Here is a 26,561-nt window from a genome sequence, read left to right on the forward strand (position 1 = left end):
AGCCTGAAATGAGTTTCCCACATTCCCACACCTTCTGAAAATCTAAAAAAAAATTTTCAGGTGTGGAAATATGGAAAACTCAACTGGCTTTTGTAAATTTAATCATAAATAAAAACTGTCCTAATAATTGGGGTAACCTCAGTAGAAAAGCAAAAGCAATCTAAAAATAGGTCTTTCCATTAAAACTGCTTGAAAATCATGAATTCACCTACAGAAATACAGGAAATAAAAGATTTCGAACTCATATTCGAAGGGCGTTACTCGAAAGCCTATAAAAACGATGAAAAGGGTATCATCATCTGTACCCTGCTGGCAGACTATGTGCCGATAGAGGATTTTAAAGAAACCTTTAATACCCTCAGCGAAACTATTAAAGAGGGGGGCTATAGCAAGTTTATCTTTGATAAGCGCGCGCTACGTGCCTTTCACCAGCCGAGCATGGAATGGTACTTCTTGCACTGGAAGAAAGATATGCTGGTCTATGGCCTCCAGCAGCATCGTAAAATTCTACCGGGAGAAAAGTGGTTCGAAAAAATGGTGCAGATCGCCAAAGCACAAATCATGGCCCAAAACCCGGAAAATATCATCGACCAACTAGACATCGCCTACTGCGAATCTATAGAGGAAGCTATCGCCCGATAAACCCATGCTACACTACACGAAAGACACCCTTTTATCTGGTCCCTCTGATTTTCGGAGGGACTTTATTAATGGCCTTTCCGGCTACAAAAGCCTGAACCTGATCGGAACGAAAAGTGATAAAGGCCTGACCAATCTCTCCCCTTTTTCCCAGGTCTTTCACATTGGGGCTTCGCCCCCACTGGTCGGCATCCTCTTCCGTCCGCATACAGTAGTTCGCCATACACTAGAGAACATTTTGGCTACTAAGGCCTTTACGCTAAATCATGTCACGCCCGCCTTCTACCAGGCCGCGCACCAGACTGCGGCCCGCTATGAAGGCTCCGAGTTCGCCGCCACGGGACTTACAGAAGCCTATAAAGCCGATTTCGAAGCGCCCTTTGTCGACCAAAGCCCCCTGCAAGTAGCCTGCCGCTACGTGGAACATCAGACCCTGGCCGTCAATGGCACCGTGCTCGTGGTGGGGGCCATCGAACATGTTTTTATCGCCGAAAAAGGGCTGCGTGAGGATGGCTCCATCGACCTCCAAGCGCTCGAAACCGTGACCGTGAGTGGGCTAGACGAGTACTACACCGGACAGCGCCTGGCGCGCCTGAGCTACCCGAAACCGGACCGCCCCCTTTCCGTTATCTAAACCATGCAGAGCCCGCTTCTCGAACTCCGCCCAGAAGGTTTATACTGCCCCCCCGCAGACCTCTACATCGACCCCTGGAGGCCCGTAGAGCGCGCCGTTATTACCCATGCCCATGCCGACCACGCTCGCTATGGCATGAAACACTACCTAGCGCATGAAGATAGCCGCGAAGTGATGAAATTGCGCCTCGGCGCGGAGATTACACTGGAAACACTCCCCTATGCCCAGTCCATCTACCGACAGGGCGTGGAGATCAGCTTGCATCCCGCGGGGCATATTCCGGGCTCCGCCCAAATCAGACTGAGCCATAAAGGTCGCGTGGCGGTGGTCAGTGGTGACTATAAAGTAGAAGCCGATGGACTGGCTACTCCCTTTACACCGGTGCCCTGCCACGAGTTCGTGTCCGAATGTACCTTCGGACTCCCGATCTATAAGTGGCCCCCTCAGGAGCAACTTATGCAGGAAATAAACAGTTGGTGGGCCACGCAGGCCGCTGCAGGCTATAATGTTCTGCTCTTCGCCTACTCCCTCGGCAAGGCCCAGCGCATCCTCAAACACCTGGACTCGAGTATAGGACCTATCTTCGTCCATGGAGCCATCCACCATACGAATGAGGCCCTCAAACAAAACGGCATACCACTTCCTGAGGCTACCCTCATCACCCGAGATACCCCGAAAACAGCCTTTAAAAGCGCCTGCATCATCGCCCCTCCCGCCGCCATGAACAGCCCCTGGGCGAAAAAATTCTCCCCCTACCGGACAGGCATCTGTTCAGGCTGGATGAACATCAGGGGGACGCGCAGGCGCAAAGCTGCCGATGCGGGCTTTGTGCTCTCCGATCATGCCGACTGGGAAGGTTTAAACCAAGCCATCGAGGCCACCGGCGCCGAAACCATTTACCTGACCCATGGAAGCACCCATGCATTCGCCCGCTACCTGAATGAAGTAAAAGGACGCCATGCCGTCCCGCTGGAAACCCTCTTCGAAGGAGAACAAGTAGACGCCAAAGAAGAAACTGAGCCAGAAGCAGAAGCCTGAGCGCTGGCAGCAGCCACCTCCCCCCCCCCACCTGATTAGGCATAGAGGAATCCCCTGGCAGAAACCAGGCTGCGAAAACAAAATATCCTCCCGTTTTTTAGCCCTTTCTTTTTCCCTTTCACTGGGCTTATGTACCTTTGCGCATGGCAGAACAAATTCTTATCCTCGACTTTGGATCCCAATACACCCAGCTCATCGCACGTCGCGTGCGAGAACTGAATGTGTACTGTGAAATTCACCCCTACACCGCGATCCCGGAGATCGGCCCCGAGACCAAAGGCATTATCCTTTCCGGTAGCCCCTGCTCCGTACGTGATGCTGATGCACCTTATGTCAACTTAGACCTTTTCCGTGGAAAACTCCCCCTGCTGGGCGTATGCTATGGCTCCCAACTTTTAGCGCAACAGTATGGTGGAGAAGTGCTCCCCTCAGAAATTCGTGAATATGGTCGTGCGACACTCGATCACTTGGATCAGCATCAGGAACTCCTAAAGGAAATGACGCATGGCTCTCAGGTGTGGATGTCGCATGGAGATACGATCAAGGCCCTGCCTGAAGGCTTCGAAATCATCGCCAGCACCAGCGCCGTAGCAGTAGCCGCCTTTAAAGTGAAAAACGAACAGACCTTTGGCATCCAGTTTCACCCAGAGGTAACACACTCCCTGGAAGGTAAAAATCTCCTCCGTAATTTCGTGGTAGGCATCTGCGGCTGCAGCCAAGACTGGACTTCAGACCTCTTCATCGAAACTACAGTAGCCGCCCTGAAGGAGCGCATCGGCAGTGATAAAGTGGTCATGGGCCTTTCCGGCGGGGTGGATTCCTCCGTGGCCGCTACCCTCATCCACCAAGCTATCGGCAGCCAGCTGACCTGCGTTTTCGTAGACAATGGCCTGCTGCGCAAAAATGAATTCGAAGAAGTCCTCGACTCTTATAAGGACATGGGGCTAAATGTGATCGGCGTGGACGCCAAAGACCGCTTCTATGCCGCTCTAAAAGATATTAGCGACCCTGAAACCAAACGTAAAGCCATCGGTAATGCCTTTATCGAGGTATTCGACGATGAGGCGAATAAAATTGAAGGTGTTAAATTCCTCGGCCAGGGTACCATCTATCCTGACGTCATCGAATCCGTTTCGGTTAAAGGTCCTTCTGCCACCATCAAGTCCCATCATAACGTGGGTGGCCTTCCCGATTTCATGAAACTAGAAGTGGTAGAACCTTTAAACACGCTCTTTAAAGACGAAGTCCGCGAAGTAGGTCGCGCCCTCGGCATCGCTGAAACGATCATCGGTCGCCACCCTTTCCCGGGTCCCGGACTGGCTATCCGCATCCTCGGTGACATCACCGCCGAAAAGGTAAAGACACTCCAAGAAGTGGACCGTATCTTTATCGATGGCCTAAAAAATCATGGCCTCTACGATCAGGTTTGGCAAGCAGGAGCAATCCTCCTTCCGATTCAGTCTGTAGGTGTGATGGGGGATGAACGTACCTACGAAAAAGTGGTGGCACTTCGCGCCGTTGGCTCTGTAGATGGCATGACCGCTGACTGGATCCACCTGCCTTACGAATTCCTCGGAAAAATCTCAAACGAAATCATCAACCGTGTAAAAGGCGTGAACCGCGTCGTCTACGACATTTCCTCGAAGCCGCCCGCGACGATCGAGTGGGAATAAGCCCCCCACATAGCCCGAACAGACACAGCAAGCGCCTCCCTCTTTTTTCTTTTGCAAGCCCCTCCTAGGAGAAGCCAACGGAAAAGGGGAGAGGCGCTTTCCCTTTGCCCTTCGGGCAAAAAAAACAGCCCCTATAGCCTTCACCCTACTGGTACCGGAACGTCAGCCAAAAGACCAAACCTAGCGCTACAGACAGGGCCGTCCCGTACAAAGTGCCCAGAACTATAAAACGCCATGTGGTGGCCCAAAAGCCCAGTCGGTACACTTTTTTTAACGAACGAAAGCCCAAGAGGCTCACCCATAAAAATGAAAAAAGCAAGGCATAGTCCGATCCGAGCCAACCTACATAGCTATAAATAAATGCCAAACCATAGTAGAAGTAAGCGAAAGCGTGGATATGGAATGCATGCACGATATGGTCGGCGAAGAAAAAGGGGCGCCTCCAAAGCATGAGCACGAGTAAAAAACCAAAGATGGGCAGGAGCGCAAACATCATCAGGGGCAAGTTGCGCAGAACATTTCCCACATAAGTACTGCTGTTAGCAAAAAAACGGCGCAAACCTTCAGCGGACACGTACGGCGTATAGCTGATTTCCCAGCCTATATTTTCTGCCAGGCTTTCCTGAAAGGCTTCCAGTGAAACATCTGGATCTATCGCTCGCTGTCGTAGATAAAAATACCGCTGCTGGGTAGAGCCGAAACCTGACCTCTCCTCTCCTGGAGCTGCGTCTGTAGCATCGTCTCCACCAATTTGAATTCCAAGTGCATCCGCACGCTGAAATGCAGTATCGATAACATCTGTGGGGATCAAGAGGCTCACCATAAAAAAATAAAAGAGTGAGGTAAATAAGTAAAGCCGCGCAGGATGAATGTAGCGCTTCCGACGTCCATATAGAAATGCGATGGTCAGCTGCCAGGGCCGAAAGAAAAGCAGCGGAAAGGTCTTCCACAACTTGCCTTCCCAGTTCATATAGCCTTCTAAAAAATCACTCAGCAGCAGACCTATTCGTAAGCGCCGTGGCTTATTTCCCTGGCCACAGTGGGCGCAGAATTTTGCCTGAGGCACAAAGCGATGCCCACAGTTTAAACAGTGCGCATGCTCAGCAGGAGCTGGTATAGGATCTGCAAAGAGGGGATAGTCTTCGGCTGGGGTCTCCATCTACAAACACATTTTTGGAAATATACACAAAAGGCTTTTAGAAAGCATATAAAACACGAGGAGACAGAGGAAATAACTACTTTTAAACGACAAGCTCTCGGGTACAGCGGGCTTTTCTTCTGGTGCTAAGCAGCCATTTCTGCTGCGCCAAAGCCAATTGGCAATGGCAAAGGAGTAGACCTGCACCGAACATTTCGGTGGCCAAAGCCGTTTTATTTAAGACTAACCAAAACTACACACATGACACTTAAAGTTTATGGAATAAAAAACTGTTCCACCATGAAAAAGACCTTTGACTTTTTAGCAGAAGAGGGTGTGGACTATGAGTTTATCGACTATAAAAAAGCTGCCCCTAGCGAAGACCTTCTCCGTGAATTTATCGGTAAAACAGGACTTGAGGCTGTCATCAACAAAAAAGGCATGACCTATCGAAAACTGGATGCTGCGGCTAAAGCCTCCGTGGAGGATGAGCTAGGTGCACTAAAAGTGCTGGCCGATAAAAGCAGCATGATAAAGCGTCCCATTATCGCTTATCCGGATGGTAGCATCACCCTAGGCTTCGACCCCGAGGCGATAAAAGCGAAGCTAGCGGAACAAAATTAGGTAAAAAATAAAGGCTACCTGCAGGCTTTCAAGCCGGAACGGTTAGACGAAAAAAAACCTTGGCGACTTACATCCGCCAAGGTTTTTTTCATTCTATTCTGCTATGCGTCATCCTTTCGCCGCAGCCGCTTCCTGTAGGCTGGGGTAATCGGTGAATCCTTTGGCCCCAGGAGTGTAAAACGTAGATTCATCCCATTCCGCTAAGGGCGCGTTTTGCGCGAAGCGCTCCACTAAATCCGGATTCGAAATAAAAGGCTTACCATAAGCTACTGCGTCTGCCAGTCCTTCTAAAATGTAGCGATTCCCTCTTTCCTGATCGAAATTAGCATTGATGATCAGCGTTCCCTTATAAACGGGGCGGTACCGCTGTGCGATCTGCGGCTCAGCGTGTGGCACCTCCGACACATCATTAAAAGGCTCTGAAAGGTGTAAATAAGCTAAGGTATAGCGATTTAAGGACTCGATGATATAGTCGAAAGTTGGAATCGTTTCCTCATCGAGTGTCATCCCGAAAATACCGTGCAGAGAGGGGTTTAGGCGTACGCCAATGCGCTCTTCCGGCATCACTTCTTTGATCGCATCGATCACCTCAAAAAGGATCCGCGCCCTGTTTTCGATCGAACCTCCGTACGCATCCACGCGGCTATTCGACGTACGACTGAAAAACTGATGCAGCAGGTATCCGTTAGAAGCATGAATTTCCACTCCATCGAATCCCGCCTCCATCGCACGCTTAGCCGCCTGCTGATAGTCAAAAACGGTCTGCTTGATTTCTTCCAGACTCATCTCCTTGGGTGTCACCGTATCCTTAAACCCTTCTGGGGTAAATGATTTAGCATTTGGATTTATAGCCGAAGGCGCATGAGGCAGCTCCCCGCCATGAAAATCAGGATGGGACATACGGCCTACATGCCACAGCTGGATAAAAATCTTGCCCCCCTCGGCATGTACCGCCTCCGTTACCTGCTTCCAGCCGGCCACTTGAGCGTCCGTGTGGATGCCGGGCGTGTTGATATAGCCCACCGCACGCTCCGAAATCTGGGCGCCCTCTGTTATCAGTAAACCGGCAGAAGCACGCTGCCGGTAATAGGTGGCATGTATATCAAAAGGTGCTTTCTCGGGATTAGCGGCGCGGCTACGCGTCATCGGAGCCATCACGACCCGGTTCGCTAACGCAATCGGCCCCATGTCTAGGGGCGCTAATAAGGCTTGCTGTTGTGCCATAATAATTGGTTTAGATCTTAATTCGTGTCTATACAACTATCCGGCCTTCCGATTTGTTCCTCCTCAGCTCTTGCGTTCTACTTCTTTTAGGTTTTCCATCTTTTTCGCGCGGAGGAAGCCATTGATGTCCTCGAAATGCTCGCGCACGCGCTTTTGTCCGAACTCAAAGACCTTTTCGACCAGGCCATCCAGAAAATCCCGATCATGGGAGACCACGATAAGCGTCCCATCGAAGGCTTTTAAGGCATCTTTTATGATATCCTTCGTCCGCATGTCCAGGTGATTCGTCGGCTCATCCAGTATCAGAAAGTTGACCGGTTCCAAAAGGAGCTTGATCATGGCCAAACGGGTTTTTTCACCCCCGGAAAGCACCTTCACCTTTTTATTTATGGCATCGCCCCGGAAAAGAAAAGCCCCTAAAATATCTTTTATCTTCGTTCGAATCTCACCTACTGCCAGCTGGTCGATCGTCTCGAAGACCGTCAAGCTTTCGTCTAACAGCGAGGCCTGATTCTGTGCAAAGTAGCCGATTTTCGCATTATGGCCCAGCTCACATTTGCCCTCAAAAGGGATTTCGCCCATAATGGCTTTAATCATGGTGGATTTTCCTTCCCCATTTCTCCCTACAAAAGCGATTTTCTGGCCCTGCTCGATGATCATGCTGGCCTGTTGGAAAACGACATGCGTACCATAGCTTTTACTGAGCTCTTCCACGATAAGCGGATACTTGCCTGAGCGCGGCGATGGGGGGAAGCGCAGGCGCAAAGCAGAACTATCCACCTCATCCACCTCCACAGGCACTAATTTTTCCAGCATCTTCACCCGAGACTGCACCTGAAGGGTCTTGGAGTAGGTCCCCTTAAAGCGCTCGATAAACTGCGTGGTTTCTGCGATGAACTTTTGCTGCTCCTCGAAATGCTTTTGCTGCTGCTCTCGGCGCTCCTGACGTAGCGTAAGATAATGGGAGTAATTCGCTTTATAGTCATATATTCTACCCAGCGTGACCTCGATCGTCCGATTTGTGATCGCATCCACGAAGGCACGGTCATGGGAAATCACGATGACCGCCTTAGCCCGTTCCTTTAAAAACTCCTCTAACCACTGTATCGATTCGATATCCAAGTGGTTTGTAGGCTCATCCAGCAAAATCAAGTCAGGCTTTTGCAGCAGGATTTTCGCCAGCTCGATCCGCATGCGCCAGCCTCCTGAAAAAGTATCTGTAGGCCGATCTAAATCCTCCCGAAGGAATCCCAGCCCAAGCAGCACTTTCTCTACCTCCGCTTCATAGTTGACTTCCTCGATGGCATAAAACTTTTCACTCAGCTCCGACACCTTCTCGATAATGGCATAATATTCCTCAGAATCGTAGTCAGTGCGCACGGTGAGCTCCTCATTCAGGCGGTCGATCTCCGCTTTCATGGCCAGGTACGAAGCGAAGGCCTTCGCCGCTTCATCGCGAACACTGCAGTCATCGGAGGTGAGCAGGTGCTGAGGTAAATAGGCGATTACAGCCTCTTTCGGAGCGGACACCTGCCCGCGCGTAGGCTTGGCGATGCCTGCAATGATTTTCATCATGGTGGACTTTCCCGCCCCATTTTTGCCCATCAGGGCGATTTTATCGTTCTCGTTTATCGAAAAAGAGACCTCACTAAAAAGTGCCTGGCCACCGTGCTCTACCGTAATCTGATCTACTGAAATCATGCCTGCCGATTTTTTTCCCAAAGGTACACAGAATGTCCGCCCTCTCCAATACAGCCCTCACTTTCCAATAGCCCACCCTCCTTCTTCCGGGCGATACAAAAAAAAGGAAGGCCACCCGGACATTCCTCTTTTTTTGGTTTTTTCAGCCTCCTTCCCTGCTTGGGTGGAAGTTGACGGTGCTTATTGCTTTGGCCCGCGGGCCAAAACCTCCTTTATATGTCCGAAGTTTCGAAACGCATGTGCGGCAGATGGGTTAAAATATCTTGCGTCATGGCTGCTAAATCATACTTTGGCGACCAGCCCCAGTCCCTACGTGCCACTGTATCGTCGATGCTATCCGGCCAGGAGTCGGCGATCGCTTGGCGAAAATCCGGTGCATAAGAAATCGTGAACTCAGGATGATGCGCCTTTATGGCGGCATAGATCTCCTCTGGCGTGAAGCTCATGGCGCCGACATTATAACTGGAACGCACGCGTACCTGCTCACGCGGCGCATGCATCAGGTCTAAGGTAGCCTTGATGGCATCGGGCATGTACATCATCGGCAGGGCGCTATCTGCCCGTAAAAATGATTCGAAATGTTGACCAGCGATAGCCTTATGGTAGATATCCACCGCATAGTCCGTGGTTCCACCTCCGGGTAGCGCCTTGTAGCCGATTAGTCCCGGGTAGCGCAAGCTACGCACGTCGACATGGTACTTTTGAAAGTAGTATTCACACCAGCGCTCGCCTGCCTGCTTAGAAATACCATATACCGTGTTCGGCTCCTTTACACAGTACTGTGGGGTCTGCTGCTTCGGGGTGTTCGGACCGAAGACAGCGATGGAAGAAGGCCAGTACACCTTATCCAGCTTCAGCTCGCGGGCCAGCTCTAAAATGTAAAGTAGGCTGTCCATATTCAGCTGCCAGGCGAAGAGTGGCTTTTTTTCTCCCACAGCAGAGAGTACCGCTGCTAGGTGGTAGATCTGACTCACTTTTTCCTGCACGATCAGCTCCCGAACGGCTCGCTGATCCATGACATCCAAGGTGCGAAATACGCAGAAATCAAATTTTGAGGCCGCTTGGGCATTAATGTCCGTAGCGATGACCTGCTCCGCGCCATAGGTGGCGGCCAGCGCCTGGGTGAGCTCAGAGCCTAGCTGCCCCCCCGCCCCGATAACCAAGATTTTATCCATTTCTCTCTTTTCTAGACCCTACTCCTAACGCAGATTATGAGCAGAATTTTTCGTATATTTGGGAATATTTTAGAACAAAATTAAAGATTTATCCTCAATTTTCATGCACTTCCGATGATTCTGTGGGAAATCTCTATGGAGCGGAACCCTGCTGGGAATAATCAGTTTATCTAAATAAGACTTAAAAAGCATCCTTTATGTTTGATACCCTAAAACCCAAATTACAACAAGAGTTAAAAGAAATCGAAGCAGCAGGCCTCTACAAGCGGGAACGTGTGATCGCCTCCCCTCAGGCTGCTCGCATCCGATTAGAAAGTGGCCAGGAAGTACTGAATTTTTGTGCTAATAATTACCTCGGACTCTCTTCTCACCCCGAGGTGATCGAGGCTGCTAAGCGTGCCATAGATACCCATGGCTTTGGCCTATCCTCCGTCCGATTTATTTGCGGTACGCAGGACATCCATAAAGCGTTAGAAGCGAAAATTTCGGAATTTTTAGGCACCGAAGACACTATTTTATATGCAGCCGCTTTCGATGCGAATGGAGGTGTGTTCGAACCCATCCTGGGCCCTGAAGATGCCATCATCTCAGATGCCCTGAACCATGCCTCCATCATCGACGGCGTGCGCCTGTGTAAGGCGATGCGTTTCCGGTATAAGCATAATGACATGGAGGACCTGGAGGCGCAGCTGCAGGCGGCCGAGGCCAAAGGCGCTCAAAACAAAATTATAGTCACAGACGGAGTCTTCTCTATGGATGGCACCATCGCCCAGCTAGATAAAATCGTAGCGCTCGCAGAAAAGTACCAGGCGCTCGTCATGTCTGATGAATGCCACTCCACTGGATTTATGGGCAAAACAGGTCGTGGAGTGCATGAACACTGTGGGGTCATGGGAAAAATCGACATCATTACGGGCACGCTAGGTAAAGCCCTTGGGGGTGCCTCAGGGGGTTTTACCTCCGGAAGAAAAGAAATAATCGACATGCTCCGTCAGCGCTCCCGTCCTTATCTGTTCTCCAACACGCTGGCACCCAGCATCACAGGCGCTTCCCTAAAGGTGTTTGACCTGCTGATGGAAAGCACATCGCTGCGCGACAAACTGGAAGCCAACACCCGCTATTTCCGCCAGAAAATGGAAGCGGCAGGATTTGATATCAAGCCTGGCGAGCACGCCATCGTCCCGATCATGCTGTACGATGCGAAGCTTTCCCAACAAATGGCGGAGAAGCTACTCGAAAAAGGCGTTTATGTCATCGGCTTCTACTATCCGGTCGTCCCTAAAGGAGAAGCACGTATTCGCGTACAATTATCCGCAGCTCACGAGCAGGAGCATTTGGATGCTGCCATCGCCGCCTTTATCGAAGCCGGACAAGAACTCGGAGTAATCGGGGAAAAAGCGAACACTGCGCAGGCATAAAAAATGGCTGGTTTTCACCAGATCACATACACGTTACGCATGATAAAAAAAGCAGGTTTGTTACAAGATCTGCTTTTTTTATAGGTGCACCTAACATTTTCGATTTAGAGTGTTTTCTGCTTTTTCCCTTCGAAGGCAGCGATGGGCTCGAACTTGTCATCCACATCCACTCCTGTCAAGTAGTCATTCAGCATTTCTCTTAGCTCCTGAAAAGAGAGGTTATGGAGAAGCTTGCCATTTTTCGTCAGCGACACCTGTCCCGTCTCTTCCGACACAATCAGTACGAGCGTTTCGGTGGCCTCCGACATGCCGATGGCCGCACGGTGACGCAGGCCAAACTGTGCGGGGACATCACGCTCGGTGACGGGCAAAATACAGCGGGCAGCCTTCACCTTTCCGTTATAGATGATGGCGGCCCCATCATGTAGAGGGGAATATTTATTGAAGATGGAAATCAAAAGGCGCTTCGAGACCACCGCATCGATTAAATCACCACTCTCAGCGTAAAATTTCAACTCAGAATTGCGGGAAAGAACGATGAGCGCGCCTGTATTAGAACCGGACAGGGATTTAGTCGCATCGATAATGGGACTGATATTAAAGGCCTGCGTCTCGCGCTTGCGCCAAAACAGCAGCTCCTTTAATATATTCTCATTCGAAAGGAAAGAAGTCCTTCCTACGATCATCAGGAATTTCCGAATCTCAGGGGCGAAGATGATGATCACTGCGATTACCCCTACCCCCATAAACTGTCCTAAAATGACGGATAGCAGCTCCATCCGTAGGGCATTTACCATCAGGTAGATTAAATACAGCGACAGGAAGCCTAAAAATATTTTTATGGCCACACTCCCCTTTAGAAGCTTGTATACCTGATACATCAAGGCACTCACAAGCAGTATGTCAATGACATTGACAAGGGAAATCTCTAAAAATCCTATTTTAAATAAAAGTGTCAAGAATATAGCGTCTTAAATAATTTTATCGTCTGTACTGCCTCTAAAACATCATGTACCCGAAGAACGTTCGCCCCCTGCTGTAGCGCCACCATGTGTAAAGCGGTCGTTCCAGCTAAAGCACCTTCAGCATCTGTATCTATAACCCTGTAAATCATAGACTTTCTTGAAATGCCAACTAAAATCGGGCCAAGGAGTTTCGGGAAAGTATTTAAATGTCTTAAAATTTCATAATTCTGTTCTAATGTTTTGGCGAAGCCAAAGCCTGGGTCAAAAATAACATCATGTATGCCGGCCTGCCCGCAGCGTTCCTGAACCTGTGCGAAATACAAGAGCATTTCTTGGAGCAAATCTTCATAGGAGGTGAGGCTTTGCATCGTTTGTGGATTCCCACGCATGTGCATCGCGATGTAGGGAACGCGAAAAGCCGCTACTGTCGACAGCATCCTCTCATCCAGGTGACCTGCTGACACGTCATTTACGAAGTGCGCTCCCTGCTCTAATGCCGCACGCGCCACCCCCGCACGAAAGGTATCGATGGACACCAAAGCCTCGGGATGGCGCTGCAAAATCGCTTGAATCAGCGGTGCCGTACGATCGATTTCCTCCTGCTCCGTCACCTCATCAGCGCCTGGACGGGTGGAATAGCCTCCGACATCCAAGATATCTGCACCCTCAGCGAGCATCTTCGTCGCCTGTGTGAGCCCCGCTTCCACACCACTAACCCGACTGCCCCCATAAAAGGAGTCCGGAGTGGCATTCAAGATCCCCATCACCCAAGGGCGATCGAGCATAAGGAGTTTTCCTCTGCTATTCAGTGTAAATTTACGTGGAAATAAAGTATCTTCGTTTCCCGAAGTTGTAGAAATGGAACCTAGCCGCGTCATTTAATAAAAAAACCTTGAGAACACATACGGAAAGCGAATATACGCAAGTTATCAGCCATTGTAAAACATTATTCGCGAACAAAACAAAAGATTATGGTACCGCCTGGCGCATCCTCCGGCTCCCCTCTATCACCGATCAGATTTTCATCAAAGCGCAGCGCATCCGAAGCATTCAGGAGAAGGGCAACCAGCAAGTAAATGAGCCGATTCAAGATGAATTTGTGGGCATCATCAACTACTGCCTAATCGCGCTTCTACAGCTGGACCTTCAGGAGGACACCCGCATCGAAATCCCTTACGAAGAGCTGGAAAAAAGGTACGATCACTGGGTAGATCGGACCTTGGCGCTGCTGCGCCAAAAAAACCATGACTACGGAGAGGCCTGGAGGGACATGCGCATCAGCTCCATCACCGACATTATCCTGATGAAACTCTACCGCGTAAAACAAATCGAAGACAATGCGGGTAAGACCCTCGTCTCCGAAGGGATCGTCGCGAACTATCAGGATATCTTAAATTATGCCGTTTTCTGCTTGATTAAACTAAACCCAAATGCTTAAGTACTTGCTCACCCTCATCCGCTTCTTTGTAGGCGGCCTCTTTATTTTCTCTGGCCTGATAAAGGTTAACGACCCGGTGGGGACAGCCATAAAAATGGAGGAATATTTCGACGTCTTCGCTGCTGATATCGCAGGCTTTTTCAGTGCTTTTAAACTCTTCTCGCTGGAAATCGCTGTCATCCTGGTGGTGGCAGAAGTAGTCCTGGGCGTCATGCTCTTAGTGGGTGCGCGCCTCCGATTTACCGTTTATGCGCTCGGCGCAATGGTCCTGTTTTTTACCTTCTTAACCTTCTACTCAGCCTATTTCAATAAAGTGACCGATTGCGGCTGCTTCGGAGATGCCATCAAACTCACCCCCTGGCAGTCCTTCTATAAGGACATCGTCCTGCTCGTACTCATCGGAGTCCTGTTTATATACCGCCATCAGCTCCCAAAGAACAGTCCGACCTGGGCCCTCTGGACCACACGGATTAGCACCCTGCTCAGCGTGATCATCGCCATCACAGCGATCAATACCCTACCTTTTATCGACTTCAGAGCCTATAAGGAAGGGGTTAATATCCCCGAGGCCATGCTTCCCTCAGCACCCCTACAGTATGCCTACATCATGGAAAAAGACGGCGAGCGATATACCTTCGAGCAGTACCCCGACGACGAGAGCTATACGTTCGTAGAAATGCTACTGACAAATGAGGAAGCGCTGCCTAAAATAGCTGATTTCGCCGTATGGAATCCAGAAGGAGACTACACCGCGGAAATCCTGAGTGGTAAGCAAGCGATCCTTATTATCACCGATATCGAAAAAATGGACCGTAAAATGCTGAATGAGATCCAAGAACTTTTCCTAAAAGCCGAGCAAGCCGGAATCCAGCCCGCTGTCCTGGCCGCTAACTCCGCCGAAAAGATCGAGCTTTTCCTCCAAAGCCAAAACTGGGATTTCACCTACTACCAAGGGGATGCTACCGTCCTAAAAACCATCATCCGCTCCAACCCGGGCCTTCTGCTGCTAAACGAAGGAACGGTCCTGAAGAAGTACCATTACCGAACACTTCCATCTTGGGCCGACTTACTCGAGGCCTTTACGCGCTGAAGTCCATGAAAAAAAAGATCCGCATCAGCTTGGTTGGCCTGCCGGGCTCCGGCAAAAGCACCTTTGGCAAGCGGCTTTCCCTAAGCTTTAAAGTGCCCTTTTTTGACCTAGACCAGCTCATCGAAGCAGCCTATGGACGGAGCATACCTACCCTTTTCTTGGAAGAAGGGGAGGCGGGCTTCCGCCAAAAGGAACACGATGTCCTTCGGCAGTTTCTGGAGCAAACCGACAGTTTCATACTCGCGACCGGAGGAGGGGCGCCCTGCTTTTATGATAATATGGAACGCTTAAATCAAGCATCTCAGACCCTTTATCTTGCAGTCGAACCAGACGAAATCGTCCAAAGACTCCATCAAGAGGCCCGTGATCAGCGCCCTATGTTCGCCGGGCTAAATAGCGCAGAAGCGCGCATGAAACTGAAAGATCTACTCTCCATCCGGGAACGCTTCTATGAAGAGGCCAAAATAAAACTCAGTGCCGATCAGATCCGCACTGAGTTTGTGATCGCCCAACTGTTAGGGACTTTATAATTCTCATAAACACTGCCAGACGGTACCGCTAAAACTTGCGGAACGTATGGGAGACCGAAGGTAGACCAAAAAGCCTCGGCACTTAGAAGTTAAAGCCTAGTGTTAACACGCCCTGATTGATGACATTACGTACTTCAGCTACAGCGCCCAGTTCTTGGCCCCCATCGATCAAAGAATAGGAGGTATAAAGATCTCTGAAATTATTGCTGATAAAGGCAAAGTCCACATAAAACTTCGATAAGCGAACACCTACGCCCCCCGTAAACTGCTGCTGCGTACGATCAAAATCGTCATTTACGAAGGGATCACCGTATAGGCCATATCCCCCACGGAAGCGAAAGATATCATAACGAAACTCTCCCCCAACTCGGAAATTAATCGCCTGACCGAAAAGTGTGTTGATCTGCTGATTGTCCAAACTCGGATTAAAATCACGTGAATTCAGCCGGTTCATGCTATAATCGATATAATCTACATCCGCGGTAATAAAGCCATTTTTCCCCACAAAGAAAGTACCCCCTGCAGATAGCCGCATCGGCGTATTTAAGTTGAAGGTACTGATCACAAAGGGAGTCAAGCCTTCCTCTCTGTTTAAACGAATACCCTCATCCTCGAAAAAGAAGTTGTCATAAAATGCGACGATACGGCCGTCGTACTCCTCGTTTAGACGGTACCAAGTAGGACTTTGGAAATTAAACCCTAAATTCACCTGATCGATAGGCTTATAAATAATACCTGCATTTAAATTCACGCCGAATCCATTGATACGTAGGTTCTCCTGAATAGACATATTATTTAAGGGCTCTCCGAAAAACTCTTCATTAAAGGTAGCTGTACGTAGATAATTAACCGAAGAAATCCCTAAACCCGCACCGATAAACAACTTATTGCCAAAATTGGCACCATAAGAAAAGGTTGTTTGCGTAATCCCCCCCTCTTGTTCCACGAATTCATCCTGAAAGGGCAAACCACCTACAAAAGAAAAGTATTGATTCGGATTATTTATCGGATTGCCTTGATTGTCGAAAGCAATAGGATTTATCAAGAAGGATTGATACGCTGCTCCGGTAAGCCCACGGTTTTCAATCTGGTTTTCAGGTATCCCCTGAGCATCGGCTAGGAAGAAATCAATGATAGAAGAATTACCCTCGATATCTGAGAAATACCCAAAGCGCTTATTAAAATTAGCCACGCGATTAATACTTATCCCAAAGGTTCCTCCACGAAAGCCAGAGTCTGTAAAGCCCTCACGCGGACGGCTGATGACCACACTTAAATTAGGCACGTTGAAAATGCCTCTACGCTCCTCTTGCGGCTGCTGTAAGAAAGTAGTTTCCGTATTCCAAGATCCTGCTCCAGCCGTGATCGAAAACTCCGACCGGCGAAAAAATCCAAGACCCGCAGGATTCATATGAATATTTGAAATATCCCCTCCGAGCGAAGTTTGTGCCCCACCGAGACCTAATATACGAGCAGATCCTGTACTTTGAAATTGACTAAAACGAAGCGCATCGTCAGCATATCCACTTTGCGCATGCGCCTGTTCAGATAGCACCAAGCCTACCAGGCAAGCTACTCCGATTATCCGCTTTATTCCCTTCATATTATCTTGATTTTTAAAAAAAACTTTCGACAAATACAATGCCTAAAAGCTTACCCATTTACTAAACGACATTAAGGGTGTAAAGATATGGAATTCTAAAAAAAACTAACGGAAACAAGAAAAAACCCATCCTTCTCCCCCAAAAACGCTACAACATACAAGCTAAAAGGAAGAGAATAACCTCTCTTCCTCCCCATTATGTAGAGAGAAAGCGACAGTACCCACACAGAAACTAAAGCGCTACAAATAAAAAGGCATTCCTGGAGTCTTGTAAATGGAGCGTCTCATTTACAGACCAAAAGGCGCTTCATAAAAAAAGGGCATCCGAAGATACCCCTGTATGAATAAAGACCGATGTACTTATTTAAATTATCTGCCGCCTCGACCGCCAGAGCTAGCGCCGCCGCCACCTCTAGAGCCACCGCCAGTGCTCATACCACCACCGCTGCTTCGCATAGATCCACCTCCAGAGCTAAATCCACTGGAGCTTCTGCTAGGCGCTGTAGAGCGCAATGCCGGAGCAGTGCTTCTGCTTGGCTGGCTGAAGTTGCTTCTGCTTGGCTGATTGAAACCACTTCTTGCTGGCTGCTGCGAAAATCCAGAACGAGAAGGAGCCGTTCTGTAGCTAGGAGCTGCCGTTCTGTTCGAATAAGAAGGGCTGGCAGATCGAGCAGCGGTACCACCTCTGACAGCACTACCTCTAGTAGCTGGAGCCGCACCTCTGTAGGCCGACTGGGTACGAGCCGCTGGAGCCGCTGAACGGTAAGAAGGAGCTGCTGCACTCTGTCTTCCTACAGCACCACCACGAGTAGCCGCTGCGGAACGTGTATTTCGAGTCGTGGGAGCTGCTGCCGTTCTACTGCTCGCACTGCTTCTGTAAAGGTCGTTTTGTGATCTGCTGAAGTCTCTACCCGCATTCGCTCTGCTGGCATTTGGTGAAGCGATACCTCCACGCTGCGCAGTCGCATCACGTCTAGCCGCTGCACGAGAGGTAGCAGGAGCACCTGCGGCCATGTTCGCGCGATTAGCTGCCGTAGCATATCCAGCACCACGTGTAGGACGTGCGCCACGGAGTGTTTGTCTTTGATTCAACTCGCCACCAGGCAATACAAAAATCGGTGCTCCGAATCCACCACCCCAGCCGAAGCCAGGACGCATCCATGGATTACCCCAGCCGAATCCGCCGCCCCAGCCAAAACCAGGACCGAAAGCCATAGGACCCCAGAAAGGATCCCACATAGGGCCAAATCCTCCCCAGCCGAAGCCTGGACCGAATGCCCATGGGTTGCCGAAACCTAAGGCTAGATTAAATCCTGGACGGAAGCCAAAACCACCCCCGAAGCCGAGGCCTAGTCCGAAGCGTGGGCCGAAGCCAAAGCCAGGACCAAATCCAGGGCCCCAGAAAGGATCCCAAAAGCCCATAGGTCCGAAACCACCCATCATAAAGGGAGAGAACCCAAAGCCACCTCCGAAATTATTGACCGGACCTGTGGCAAAATTATTATATACATTTACGTTTGCCGGCTGCTGCCGCGCATCGAAACGCTCATCATCGAAATAAACCGCACCCTCATCTTCTGCTGAATCAGCAGGAGCTGCATAACGCGCTAAATACTCTGGATTCACATTACGAGCAGAGAAATTCTCTTGCATCTCTGGAGCATCCGCTTGGCGCTTTAATGCTCTGAAATTGTCTGGATTGTTGTTTTGCACAGCAAACTGGGTAGCCACTCGGGCATCAGAGGCCATGAAATACAAATCATCCGTTTCCCCACCCCTCATCGCTGTGTAGCTACTGCTACACGAGGAAAGTGCCAAGGCAGCACCTACTCCAAGCGATACATACGTCATTAAATTTTTCATAATCGGTCAGATTTAACTCTTATATAATAGATACGCGCTTTTCACACTTCATGTTGCAGCCACGTACGAATAATTGCTTTATATTTGTCCTATCATAAGAATTCGAAAATAAGCATATTTTTACTTTCAAACAAACATCATGAGCAAAGGACTTCCAAAAAGAAGTGAGGATTACTCTCTGTGGTATAATGAATTGGTTAAAAAAGCGGATTTAGCTGAAAATTCGGCAGTTAGAGGCTGCATGGTCATCAAACCCTATGGCTATTCCATCTGGGAAAAAATGCAGGCAGAACTGGATCGCATGTTTAAAGAAACAGGACACACGAATGCCTACTTCCCCCTTTTCATTCCGAAATCTTACCTCTCGAAGGAAGCCAGTCATGTGGAGGGCTTCGCCAAAGAGTGCGCCGTCGTCACCCACTACCGCCTAAAAAATAGTGAAGATGGCAGCGGAGTAATCGTAGACCCGGATGCGAAACTGGAAGAGGAACTCATCGTCCGCCCTACCTCTGAAACCGTCATCTGGAGCACCTATAAAAACTGGATCCAGTCTTACCGCGACCTACCGCTTCTGGTGAATCAGTGGGCTAACGTCGTGCGCTGGGAAATGCGCACCCGCCTTTTCCTAAGGACCGCCGAATTCCTTTGGCAGGAAGGCCATACCGCACATGCCACTAAACAAGAAGCCATCGAAGAGACCGTACAAATGATGAACGTGTACGCGACCTTTGCAGAGCACTTTATGGCCCTGCCCGTAGTAAAAGGCGTAAAAACCGAAAGCGAACGCTTCGCAGGAGCAGAGGACACCTACTGCATAGAAGCCATGATGCAAGATGGAAAGGCCCTCCAAGCCGGCACCTCCCACTTCCTCGGCCAAAATTTCGCGAAAGCCTTCGACGTAAAATTTGCTACCAAAGAGGGGAAGCTGGACTTCGTCTGGGGCACCAGCTGGGGCGTAAGCACCCGCCTCATGGGGGCACTCATCATGGCGCACTCAGACGATAATGGCCTCGTCCTTCCTCCGAAACTGGCCCCCATCCAAGTGGTCATCGTGCCGATCTATAAGGGCGAAGAACAGCTCGAAGCCATCAGCCAGAAAGCGAAAGAACTGATGGCCGCGCTTCGCGCAAAGGGCATTAGCGTCAAATTCGATAACCGCGACACCCATAAGCCCGGATTTAAATTTGCCGAATACGAACTGAAAGGCGTGCCTGTACGTATCGCCATCGGCCCTAAAGACCTGGAAAATAATTCAATAGAAATAGCCCGACGCGACCTGCTCAGCAAGCATACCCTTTCCCTGGCAGACGTAGAAATCGGCACCTACATCGAACAGCTCCTGGCCGAAATCCAAGATAGCATCTACCAAAAAGCGAAAAGCTTCCAAACCGAACACATCACAGCAGTCAACAGCTGGGAGGAGTTTCAGGAAGTGCTCGAAAACAAGGGTGGATTCCTATCCGCACACTGGGATGGCACAGCCGAGACGGAGGAAAAAATCAAAACCCTCACCAAGGCCACCATCCGCTGCATCCCCCTCGATGCGAGAGAAGAAGCCGGCACTTGCATCCTGACAGGCCAGCCTTCCACACGCCGCGTTCTCTTCGCGAAAGCTTACTGATAATAAGCGCATTAGCACTCCTTTTTCGCGCCCCTTGCCCAAACAGGTGAGGGGCGCGCTGTTTTTATGTGCGCTACACCTAATAGAATTAAATCCTCTTTTCGCTAAGAATTTATCAAGAAATCCTTATATTAGTCCACCTAAACAAATTTAATTTTTCTGAACCTCATGTGGATCGTCCTCACCCTCATTTTAATTGGGTTACTGCTTGTACTCACCGAAATCATTTTCGTTCCAGGAACCACTATCGTTGGCGTCGTGGGCATGTTGTTTTCTGGCATCGGAGTGGGCTACGCGTTCCAAATTTATGAGAAAAACACCGCCTTCTGGATCCTCGGCATGGTCTTGCTTCTACATATAGGAGGTCTGATCTGGACCCTCCGGGTCAAAGCCTGGGACCGCTTTACCTTAAAAAGTACCGTAGAAGGTCGCTCTTATGATAACCGTCTAGAGGGTCTCTCCGTATTAGAGGAAGGAAAAGCACTTTCGGACTTAAAACCGATCGGCAAAGCCCGCTTTGGAGAAAGGGATTTCGAAGTGAAATCCACTACCGGACACATTGCCGCAGGCACCCCCATTACCATCACCCGCCTACAAGACAATCAAATACTCGTGAAACCTTTATAAATCCTCTTTTACTATGGAGTACGATAACTCAGCGTTAATTTTACTAGTGGCCTTCGCGTCACTGGTCGTCTTATTTATCTTTTTGTATTTCGTGCCAGTGAACCTCTGGATCACCGCTATCTTCGCAAATGTACGCGTGGGCATCGGAGAACTGATCGGGATGCGCATCCGTAAGGTGCCTCCAAGTGTCATCGTCAACTCACTAATTACGGCGACGAAAGCAGGCCTAGAACTAAGCACAAATGACCTGGAAACACATTATCTGGCCGGAGGGAATGTCCCTAATGTTATCCGAGCACTCATTTCTGCCGATAAAGCCAACATCCGCCTGAGCTTCAAACAGGCTACCGCCATCGACTTAGCTGGTAGAGATGTGTTCGAGGCAGTACAAATCTCTGTTAACCCCAAAGTGATTAATACCCCGAATGTGGCGGCCGTGGCAGCAGATGGGATTCAGCTCATCGCCAAAGCACGAGTAACCGTTCGGGCAAATATCGCCCAGCTCGTCGGAGGTGCCGGTGAGGATACCATCTTGGCCCGTGTCGGGGAAGGGATCGTCACCTCCATAGGCTCCGCCCAAAACCACAAGAGCGTGCTCGAAAACCCAGATAAAATTTCGAAGTTGGTACTAGAGCGCGGACTAGATGCGGGCACAGCCTTTGAAATCCTGTCGATCGACATCGCGGATATCGACGTAGGAACGAATATCGGTGCGAAATTACAAATCGATCAAGCTTCTGCCGACCTAAAAGTAGCCGAAGCAAAAGCCGAAGAAAGACGCGCCATGGCCGTGGCCTTAGAGCAGGAAATGAAAGCCAAAGCCGTAGAAATGCGTGCGAAAGTAATCGAGGCAGAAGCTGAAGTACCTAAAGCGCTCTCGGATGCATTCCGTAATGGCAAGTTAGGGGTGATGGATTATTACAAGATGGAAAACATCAAGTCAGATACAGAAATGCGCTCCTCCATAGCCGGAAATGATGGTAGCGGAGGAAGCAGTGGCAGTGGCGCCGGTAAAGGCGGTAGCGGCGATAAAAAATAAAGCGTTTGGCCGACAGCGCAAAGAAGTCCAGAAATACGAGGCCTTCGAAGCAGCGACCGACAGTTAAAAAAGGGCTTTTGCAGATACGCGAAAGCCCTTTTTTGGCTCCAGTGCTGAACGGTTAAGCTAATACGCCTAGATCAAGGTGCACATAGTTATGGATGTAGTCCTTACAGGGGGGAAGCTCCTCCGCCTGATGGGAGCTGAGCACCCCGATTACTTCCATCCCTGCGTGGCGCGCGGCCTGCACACCGGAGTAGGAATCTTCGAAAACAAGTGCCTCCGCTGGAGAAACATCTAAAGCTGCCGCCGCCTTTAAGTACACCTCTGGATCGGGCTTGTGCTTGCGTACGTTCTCACTGGCAAGGGCCACTTGGAAATAGGCCGTGATACCCAAGCTACCTAAAATCAACTCCATATTCGCTTTAGGGGCGGAAGTGGCTACGCCAAGTGCCACATGGCCACGTAGCCTGTCTAAGAAAGGTAAAAAGCCATCTATCGCGCGCACATGAGGCGCATAGAGCTCACGAAAACAAGCCTCTTTTTCCCCTTCCAGCGCCGCCAGCTCCTCTCCTTCTATCGGCCGCTGCAAAAAATGCGAAAAGATGTAGCCATTGTTTTTCCCGTACATATGGGCCTTAAATTCCTCCTCGCTAGGCCGCAGACCATAGCGGTGGAGTAGAAGCCGGAAAGCCTCCGCATGATAGGGGTTCGTATGGCAAATCACGCCGTCCATGTCAAAAATTACTGCTTGTTTCATGTATCAATAGGTTTAAGGATGTTTAGAAAGTAGTGGGGCATCATCGGGCTCCGCCAAAGGTTGGGCAGCGATCATGCCGCTACTTGCGTTCACTTCTATTTGCCGATAGGCGAAAGGCAAAAGCATCCTGCCCTCTCGGTCGGCCAAACCCCAATGCCCCTCTCGGAGCAGAAGGAGAAACTGGTCCTCCAGTAGCTGGGCGGTTTCCAGCTCCGCAGGCCACAAGCAACTGCCATCTGCACGCCAAATACCCCATTTGCCTTCCTTTTCGGCTAGATATAAATCGTCCGCAAAGCGTCGTAGGGCGGAAAAAGACTCCGATAGCACCTCTCCCTCCTTGTCGATAAGAAAATAGCTTCCCCCTTGGCCCACGGCCGCCACTCCTTTAGAAAAAGCACCGGCAGCCTCCAAGCCCTGCACCGGTAATCGCTCCCCCCGCGTATCCACATAGGTCCAGCCCGCTGCAAAACGAACAGCCGCGCGCTCCTCATAAAAAGGTCGCAGCTCGATCGCTTCCGGCACGGCGATCCACTGGCGGCTGGGGCTTAAAAAAGCTTTGGCGCCAGCCCACTCCCCCTGAAGCTGTCCATCCGCCAGCCAGCTCAGCCCTCGGATGTCCGAAGTAGGGGGCAAAAGCCAGCCAGAAGCGCCGTAGACGCCCGTCTTGCCATCGCGGAAATCCACCCGATACACCTTCGGGGCCAAAGCCTCTACGCGGGTCATGCCCACGGCATCGAGTAAAATGCCCTCCCCCTTCAGGATGCGCCGAAGCTTGCCATGGATATATTCCACGGGCGTGCCCGCATCCACCTGCATGCGATGGTAGGAGACATACTGCACCTGAATACCATTTGGGAGCGCTTTTAGGAGGCGGTACTCTTTGCCCTCACGGGCAAGGAAAAAGTCTTTTTCAAGGTGAGTAAGCGCATCCATCTGGGCAGGAAGAACCACCTTGCCGATGGCATTCACCAAGCCTTTCTTTTCCTTTAAAGTAAAGATGAGGAAGTTGTCTCCCGCCGCCTGCACGCTATCCAGGGGCTGATCCCGCAAAAAATTACTGATCGGCAAGTAAAACTGCCCGGATTTAGTAGCCAGCACCTGGCCGTTAGGAAGTAAATGGGCACTGTCAAAGTTTCCAATTGGGCTTAGGTGGCGGGTGCGGCGATCGTAATGTGCGAAGCCTTCCGTGTCGCGCACGAGCAGGGCCGTTTCGCTGGTTTCCACCGTAGCATATTTGGTTTCCAGCACTTGCTCGCCGTAGCGATGCCAGACGCCTAGTCCTTCAGTGCCGCGAACGAGGATCCAGGGCGACTGTAGGGCATCTATGGTGACAGGTCCTAGGCCGAGGTTCGGGCGAAAGGCGGCATTTAAAAAGAAAATATGCCCCTGACGCTGCATAAATTTTAATTGCTCATCGATGACCTGCAGGTTGTCTGCCCGCAGCAGGCCTTGAAAGGTGAGTTGCTTACCCTCAAGTTGATAGAGCTCATACGGCAGTAGTGGCGCTTGTGTCTGCGCGAATGCTCGCGGAAAAGAGCAGAGCAGCAGCGTAAAAGCGAGGAGAAAATGGGAGGCGGTAGGCTTCATGGGAATCATTCGATCCCAAAGCTACACGCTTCCAAGCGTTCATGCAAGTTCCTAGCGGGCGAAGCGCCTTTCTAGGGGGCTATTTATTAGGTTTTAGATGGACAGGCATCGGTCGAGCATTTGGGTTAGGTGCCTGTTTCTCTGGCTCTTCTGTGTGGGCCTAGGCAGTTTTGAAGGCGGCTGGATCACGAAACGCAGCCTAGGCAAAACGAAATCGCCATATAAGAGCAATAGTTAAAACTTTAATTTTGTAGTTGATGTTTTTTCATTTTTTTATTTGGTTTTTGAGCAGTTTATTCGATATTCGTAAAAACCAATTCTATTACTTATGAAAAAGAGATACGGCTTAAGCGTGGGCCTTGCGCTACTAGTAGCGGGCGCCTGCCAATCACCCGAAGAAATCACACCTGCACAGGAAGCGGACCTGCTGACGTCCGAAACAGAGACCATTTTTCAAGTGGCGGGTGCTGGAGAGATCATTCCAGGCAAGTTTATTATCAGCATGGAGCCCACTGCCATTAGTTTCCGTCGTGGCGATGATTATGCAGCAAATCAAGCGTTGATGCGGCAAGAAGTCGGTGCTTTCTTGCGTAAATTTAATATTCCTGCAGAACAAGCGGAAGAGGTATACGAAACAGCATTGGTAGGCTTTTCAGCCCGGTTAAGTCCGGAGCAGCTGGCGCAGATCGAAAAAGATCCTGCTATAGCCTCTATCGAGCCAGATCGCGTGGCCTATTTACTTCCTGACCTTTTAGGTCCTTTACTTCCCATTTTACGTCGTCCAGGCGGTGGAGGGGGTGGGAGCACCCAGCCTGCACAGGTAGTGCCTTTTGGCATTACCCGAGTAAACGGAGGGGTGACCTATCAGGGGACTAATGCGGTGTATGTGGTAGACACGGGCATCGAACTTACGCATCCAGACTTGAACGTAAATGCCCAGCGTGGGTTTAATGCTTTTACACGCGGTCGCGATGGCAATTCTCTGACAGATGAAAATGGACATGGTACCCATGTGGCGGGCACGGTGGGGGCGATCGACAATGAGATCGGCGTCATCGGGGTGGCAGCAGGAGCGGAAGTGATTCCCGTGAAGGTTTTAGGGTCGAATGGGTCAGGCAGTAATTCAGGTGTTATCGCTGGGGTTAATTTCATCGCGGCGAATGCACAGCCTGGCGACGTGGCCAATATGAGCCTAGGAGGAGGCATCTCCTCAGCCTTAGATCAGGCCGTTTTAAATGCCTCTAATGCGGGCATCTGGTTTGTGCTGGCGGCGGGCAATAGCAGTGCTGACGCGAACACGTCGAGTCCTGCGCGCGTGAATGGGGCTTTTATGCTCACGATTTCTGCTATGGACAGTAACGATCGATTTGCCTCCTTTTCGAATTTCGGGAATCCTCCGATCGATTGGTGTGCACCGGGGGTGCAAATCGCTTCCACTTGGATTGGCGGGGCTTACCGCAGCATCAGTGGCACTTCGATGGCAGCACCTCATGTGGCAGGCTTACGGCTGCTAGGGGACATTCAGCAGGACGGTTTCGTCCGCAATGACCCTGACGGTGTACCAGATCCTATTTCTGTTCGCTAAAGAGGTCTTCCAAGATTCATTTTTCAGGGTTAAAGGTTGAGGGTGTACACCTCGACCTTTACCCTTTTTTTCGCCCGACAGGAATTTGCGATTCCTACTACATGTTCATCCGAAAAAAATACGCATCCACATTTTCCGATGATCGCGGTATATGAAATCGTTCATGCCAGGAAATTCGGACGACTACAATACATGAAATCGTTGATGCCGGGAAACGTAGGGGCGGCTGCCCTATATGAAATTGTATATGCCCGATAATCAGGGCGACCGCAATATATGAAATTGTATATGCCCGAAAATCAGGGCGACCGCAAGGGTCGCCCCTACACGGCCGCCCTTTGCGACGATTACCCAAAACCATGATTACCCATTTCGACGATTGTCCTAATCCCCGAACACACCGTGATCAACAGATCTACAGAAATCCACCAAATTTCCGAATCCATAAAAAGAAACCAAACGATCATAAGCGAACATTAAAAAGAAACAAAACGAAACCAAACGAAAGCGAAAATCCCAAAAACAGAAAGAAAACGAAACCAAACGATCAAAAACGAACATATTCAGCCCGGTAGGGGCGGCCCTGGCG

Annotated in this window: 23 protein-coding genes; 13 read left to right on the plus strand and 10 right to left on the minus strand. The window is 50.1% G+C overall.

Annotated elements, in window-relative coordinates; genetic code table 11:
* The first annotated feature begins 198 nt into the window (after nt 1-198).
* The 4 genes from ACXIT9_RS09800 (at nt 199) to guaA (ending at nt 3,984) form a co-directional block, all read left to right on the plus strand.
* On the plus strand, nt 199-642 hold the full coding sequence (locus tag ACXIT9_RS09800; protein WP_458056048.1) for a hypothetical protein: 444 nt from the start codon (nt 199-201) through the stop codon (nt 640-642).
* 4 nt (nt 643-646) lie between these two features.
* Nucleotides 647-1,273, plus strand: coding sequence for a flavin reductase family protein (locus ACXIT9_RS09805; protein WP_458056049.1), 627 nt, complete (start codon nt 647-649; stop codon nt 1,271-1,273).
* A 3-nt stretch (nt 1,274-1,276) separates the two neighbouring features.
* Nucleotides 1,277-2,311 (plus strand): ligase-associated DNA damage response exonuclease, encoded by a 1,035-nt coding sequence (locus tag ACXIT9_RS09810; protein ID WP_458056050.1) that lies wholly within the window; start codon nt 1,277-1,279, stop codon nt 2,309-2,311.
* A gap of 143 nt (nt 2,312-2,454) precedes the next feature.
* Nucleotides 2,455-3,984: a glutamine-hydrolyzing GMP synthase gene (gene guaA, locus ACXIT9_RS09815; RefSeq protein ID WP_458056051.1), complete on the plus strand. Its 1,530-nt coding sequence runs from the start codon at nt 2,455-2,457 to the stop codon at nt 3,982-3,984.
* A gap of 145 nt (nt 3,985-4,129) precedes the next feature.
* Here guaA and ACXIT9_RS09820 read toward each other — a convergent pair whose 3' ends face one another.
* Nucleotides 4,130-5,143 (minus strand): DUF3667 domain-containing protein, encoded by a 1,014-nt coding sequence (locus ACXIT9_RS09820; protein WP_458056052.1) that lies wholly within the window; start codon nt 5,141-5,143, stop codon nt 4,130-4,132.
* A 240-nt stretch (nt 5,144-5,383) separates the two neighbouring features.
* On the opposite strand from ACXIT9_RS09820, the gene ACXIT9_RS09825 reads away from it, so the two are divergent.
* A complete protein-coding gene (locus ACXIT9_RS09825; protein WP_458056053.1) occupies nt 5,384-5,746 on the plus strand; it encodes a Spx/MgsR family RNA polymerase-binding regulatory protein in 363 nt (120 codons plus the stop codon).
* A 108-nt stretch (nt 5,747-5,854) separates the two neighbouring features.
* Here the strand turns inward: ACXIT9_RS09825 and ACXIT9_RS09830 are convergent, their stop codons facing one another.
* From ACXIT9_RS09830 to ACXIT9_RS09840, 3 genes are all read right to left on the minus strand, one after another.
* Nucleotides 5,855-6,970, minus strand: coding sequence for an alkene reductase (locus ACXIT9_RS09830; protein ID WP_458056054.1), 1,116 nt, complete (start codon nt 6,968-6,970; stop codon nt 5,855-5,857).
* 63 nt (nt 6,971-7,033) lie between these two features.
* Nucleotides 7,034-8,671, minus strand: a complete 1,638-nt coding sequence (locus tag ACXIT9_RS09835) for an ABC-F family ATP-binding cassette domain-containing protein (protein WP_458056055.1) — start codon at nt 8,669-8,671, stop codon at nt 7,034-7,036.
* Nucleotides 8,672-8,883: 212 nt separating this feature from the next.
* The gene (locus tag ACXIT9_RS09840; RefSeq protein ID WP_458056056.1) at nt 8,884-9,846 is read right to left on the minus strand and encodes an NAD-dependent epimerase/dehydratase family protein; all 963 of its coding nucleotides are present in this window, start codon (nt 9,844-9,846) and stop codon (nt 8,884-8,886) included.
* A gap of 197 nt (nt 9,847-10,043) precedes the next feature.
* Between ACXIT9_RS09840 and kbl the strand changes: the two genes are divergently transcribed.
* The gene (gene kbl, locus ACXIT9_RS09845) at nt 10,044-11,264 is read left to right on the plus strand and encodes a glycine C-acetyltransferase (RefSeq protein ID WP_458056057.1); all 1,221 of its coding nucleotides are present in this window, start codon (nt 10,044-10,046) and stop codon (nt 11,262-11,264) included.
* A gap of 104 nt (nt 11,265-11,368) precedes the next feature.
* Here kbl and cdaA read toward each other — a convergent pair whose 3' ends face one another.
* On the minus strand, nt 11,369-12,223 hold the full coding sequence (gene cdaA, locus ACXIT9_RS09850; RefSeq protein WP_458056058.1) for a diadenylate cyclase CdaA: 855 nt from the start codon (nt 12,221-12,223) through the stop codon (nt 11,369-11,371).
* Nucleotides 12,220-13,014 carry a dihydropteroate synthase gene (gene folP / locus ACXIT9_RS09855; protein WP_458056059.1) on the minus strand — a complete coding sequence of 265 codons (795 nt, stop codon included), beginning with the start codon at nt 13,012-13,014 and terminating at the stop codon, nt 12,220-12,222. Before folP ends, cdaA begins: the two co-directional genes overlap by 4 nt.
* A 107-nt stretch (nt 13,015-13,121) precedes the next feature.
* Here folP and ACXIT9_RS09860 point away from each other — a divergent pair, with 107 nt between their 5' ends.
* Genes ACXIT9_RS09860 through ACXIT9_RS09870 form a run of 3 tightly spaced genes read left to right on the plus strand, consistent with a single transcriptional unit; the run spans nt 13,122 to nt 15,287 of the window.
* Nucleotides 13,122-13,667: a DUF1599 domain-containing protein gene (locus tag ACXIT9_RS09860; protein ID WP_458056060.1), complete on the plus strand. Its 546-nt coding sequence runs from the start codon at nt 13,122-13,124 to the stop codon at nt 13,665-13,667.
* A complete protein-coding gene (locus ACXIT9_RS09865; protein WP_458056061.1) occupies nt 13,660-14,757 on the plus strand; it encodes a BT_3928 family protein in 1,098 nt (365 codons plus the stop codon). The genes ACXIT9_RS09860 and ACXIT9_RS09865 overlap by 8 nt, the downstream gene beginning before the upstream one ends.
* Before the next feature lie 5 nt (nt 14,758-14,762).
* Entirely contained in the window at nt 14,763-15,287 is a 525-nt protein-coding gene (locus ACXIT9_RS09870) for a shikimate kinase (protein WP_458056062.1), read from the plus strand.
* A gap of 82 nt (nt 15,288-15,369) precedes the next feature.
* Here the strand turns inward: ACXIT9_RS09870 and ACXIT9_RS09875 are convergent, their stop codons facing one another.
* Nucleotides 15,370-16,890, minus strand: coding sequence for an OmpP1/FadL family transporter (locus ACXIT9_RS09875; protein ID WP_458056063.1), 1,521 nt, complete (start codon nt 16,888-16,890; stop codon nt 15,370-15,372).
* A 369-nt stretch (nt 16,891-17,259) separates the two neighbouring features.
* Nucleotides 17,260-18,753: a hypothetical protein gene (locus ACXIT9_RS09880; protein WP_458056064.1), complete on the minus strand. Its 1,494-nt coding sequence runs from the start codon at nt 18,751-18,753 to the stop codon at nt 17,260-17,262.
* Nucleotides 18,754-18,892: 139 nt separating this feature from the next.
* On the opposite strand from ACXIT9_RS09880, the gene proS reads away from it, so the two are divergent.
* From proS to floA, 3 genes are all read left to right on the plus strand, one after another.
* Complete coding sequence (gene proS / locus ACXIT9_RS09885; RefSeq protein WP_458056065.1) at nt 18,893-20,374, plus strand: proline--tRNA ligase; 1,482 nt, start codon at nt 18,893-18,895, stop codon at nt 20,372-20,374.
* A 168-nt stretch (nt 20,375-20,542) separates the two neighbouring features.
* Nucleotides 20,543-21,001 (plus strand): NfeD family protein, encoded by a 459-nt coding sequence (locus ACXIT9_RS09890; RefSeq protein ID WP_458056066.1) that lies wholly within the window; start codon nt 20,543-20,545, stop codon nt 20,999-21,001.
* A gap of 13 nt (nt 21,002-21,014) precedes the next feature.
* A complete protein-coding gene (floA, locus tag ACXIT9_RS09895) occupies nt 21,015-22,040 on the plus strand; it encodes a flotillin-like protein FloA (protein WP_458056067.1) in 1,026 nt (341 codons plus the stop codon).
* A gap of 121 nt (nt 22,041-22,161) precedes the next feature.
* Here the strand turns inward: floA and ACXIT9_RS09900 are convergent, their stop codons facing one another.
* Both ACXIT9_RS09900 and ACXIT9_RS09905 read right to left on the minus strand, forming a co-directional pair.
* Nucleotides 22,162-22,800, minus strand: a complete 639-nt coding sequence (locus tag ACXIT9_RS09900) for an HAD family hydrolase (protein ID WP_458056068.1) — start codon at nt 22,798-22,800, stop codon at nt 22,162-22,164.
* 12 nt (nt 22,801-22,812) lie between these two features.
* Nucleotides 22,813-24,396, minus strand: a complete 1,584-nt coding sequence (locus tag ACXIT9_RS09905; RefSeq protein WP_458056069.1) for a WG repeat-containing protein — start codon at nt 24,394-24,396, stop codon at nt 22,813-22,815.
* Nucleotides 24,397-24,715: 319 nt separating this feature from the next.
* On the opposite strand from ACXIT9_RS09905, the gene ACXIT9_RS09910 reads away from it, so the two are divergent.
* Nucleotides 24,716-25,972, plus strand: coding sequence for a S8 family peptidase (locus tag ACXIT9_RS09910; protein WP_458056070.1), 1,257 nt, complete (start codon nt 24,716-24,718; stop codon nt 25,970-25,972).
* Nucleotides 25,973-26,561 lie beyond the last annotated feature (589 nt).

The organism is Nitritalea sp. (genome assembly GCF_054166705.1).

Excerpts from the sequence above, each read along its gene's own strand:
- floA (WP_458056067.1), top strand. The coding sequence starts at position 21,015 with ATGGAGTACGATAACTCAGCGTTAATTTTACTAGTGGCCTTCGCGTCA.
- ACXIT9_RS09865 (WP_458056061.1), top strand. The coding sequence starts at position 13,660 with ATGCTTAAGTACTTGCTCACCCTCATCCGCTTCTTTGTAGGCGGCCTC.
- ACXIT9_RS09805 (WP_458056049.1), top strand. The coding sequence starts at position 647 with ATGCTACACTACACGAAAGACACCCTTTTATCTGGTCCCTCTGATTTT.
- ACXIT9_RS09890 (WP_458056066.1), top strand. The coding sequence starts at position 20,543 with ATGTGGATCGTCCTCACCCTCATTTTAATTGGGTTACTGCTTGTACTC.
- kbl (WP_458056057.1), top strand. The coding sequence starts at position 10,044 with ATGTTTGATACCCTAAAACCCAAATTACAACAAGAGTTAAAAGAAATC.
- ACXIT9_RS09800 (WP_458056048.1), top strand. The coding sequence starts at position 199 with ATGAATTCACCTACAGAAATACAGGAAATAAAAGATTTCGAACTCATA.
- ACXIT9_RS09880 (WP_458056064.1), bottom strand. The coding sequence starts at position 18,753 with ATGAAAAATTTAATGACGTATGTATCGCTTGGAGTAGGTGCTGCCTTG.
- ACXIT9_RS09830 (WP_458056054.1), bottom strand. The coding sequence starts at position 6,970 with ATGGCACAACAGCAAGCCTTATTAGCGCCCCTAGACATGGGGCCGATT.
- proS (WP_458056065.1), top strand. The coding sequence starts at position 18,893 with ATGAGCAAAGGACTTCCAAAAAGAAGTGAGGATTACTCTCTGTGGTAT.
- ACXIT9_RS09835 (WP_458056055.1), bottom strand. The coding sequence starts at position 8,671 with ATGATTTCAGTAGATCAGATTACGGTAGAGCACGGTGGCCAGGCACTT.
- ACXIT9_RS09825 (WP_458056053.1), top strand. The coding sequence starts at position 5,384 with ATGACACTTAAAGTTTATGGAATAAAAAACTGTTCCACCATGAAAAAG.
- ACXIT9_RS09810 (WP_458056050.1), top strand. The coding sequence starts at position 1,277 with ATGCAGAGCCCGCTTCTCGAACTCCGCCCAGAAGGTTTATACTGCCCC.
- ACXIT9_RS09840 (WP_458056056.1), bottom strand. The coding sequence starts at position 9,846 with ATGGATAAAATCTTGGTTATCGGGGCGGGGGGGCAGCTAGGCTCTGAG.
- guaA (WP_458056051.1), top strand. The coding sequence starts at position 2,455 with ATGGCAGAACAAATTCTTATCCTCGACTTTGGATCCCAATACACCCAG.
- ACXIT9_RS09905 (WP_458056069.1), bottom strand. The coding sequence starts at position 24,396 with ATGATTCCCATGAAGCCTACCGCCTCCCATTTTCTCCTCGCTTTTACG.
- ACXIT9_RS09820 (WP_458056052.1), bottom strand. The coding sequence starts at position 5,143 with ATGGAGACCCCAGCCGAAGACTATCCCCTCTTTGCAGATCCTATACCA.
- ACXIT9_RS09875 (WP_458056063.1), bottom strand. The coding sequence starts at position 16,890 with ATGAAGGGAATAAAGCGGATAATCGGAGTAGCTTGCCTGGTAGGCTTG.
- ACXIT9_RS09870 (WP_458056062.1), top strand. The coding sequence starts at position 14,763 with ATGAAAAAAAAGATCCGCATCAGCTTGGTTGGCCTGCCGGGCTCCGGC.
- folP (WP_458056059.1), bottom strand. The coding sequence starts at position 13,014 with ATGCTCGATCGCCCTTGGGTGATGGGGATCTTGAATGCCACTCCGGAC.
- ACXIT9_RS09900 (WP_458056068.1), bottom strand. The coding sequence starts at position 22,800 with ATGAAACAAGCAGTAATTTTTGACATGGACGGCGTGATTTGCCATACG.
- ACXIT9_RS09910 (WP_458056070.1), top strand. The coding sequence starts at position 24,716 with ATGAAAAAGAGATACGGCTTAAGCGTGGGCCTTGCGCTACTAGTAGCG.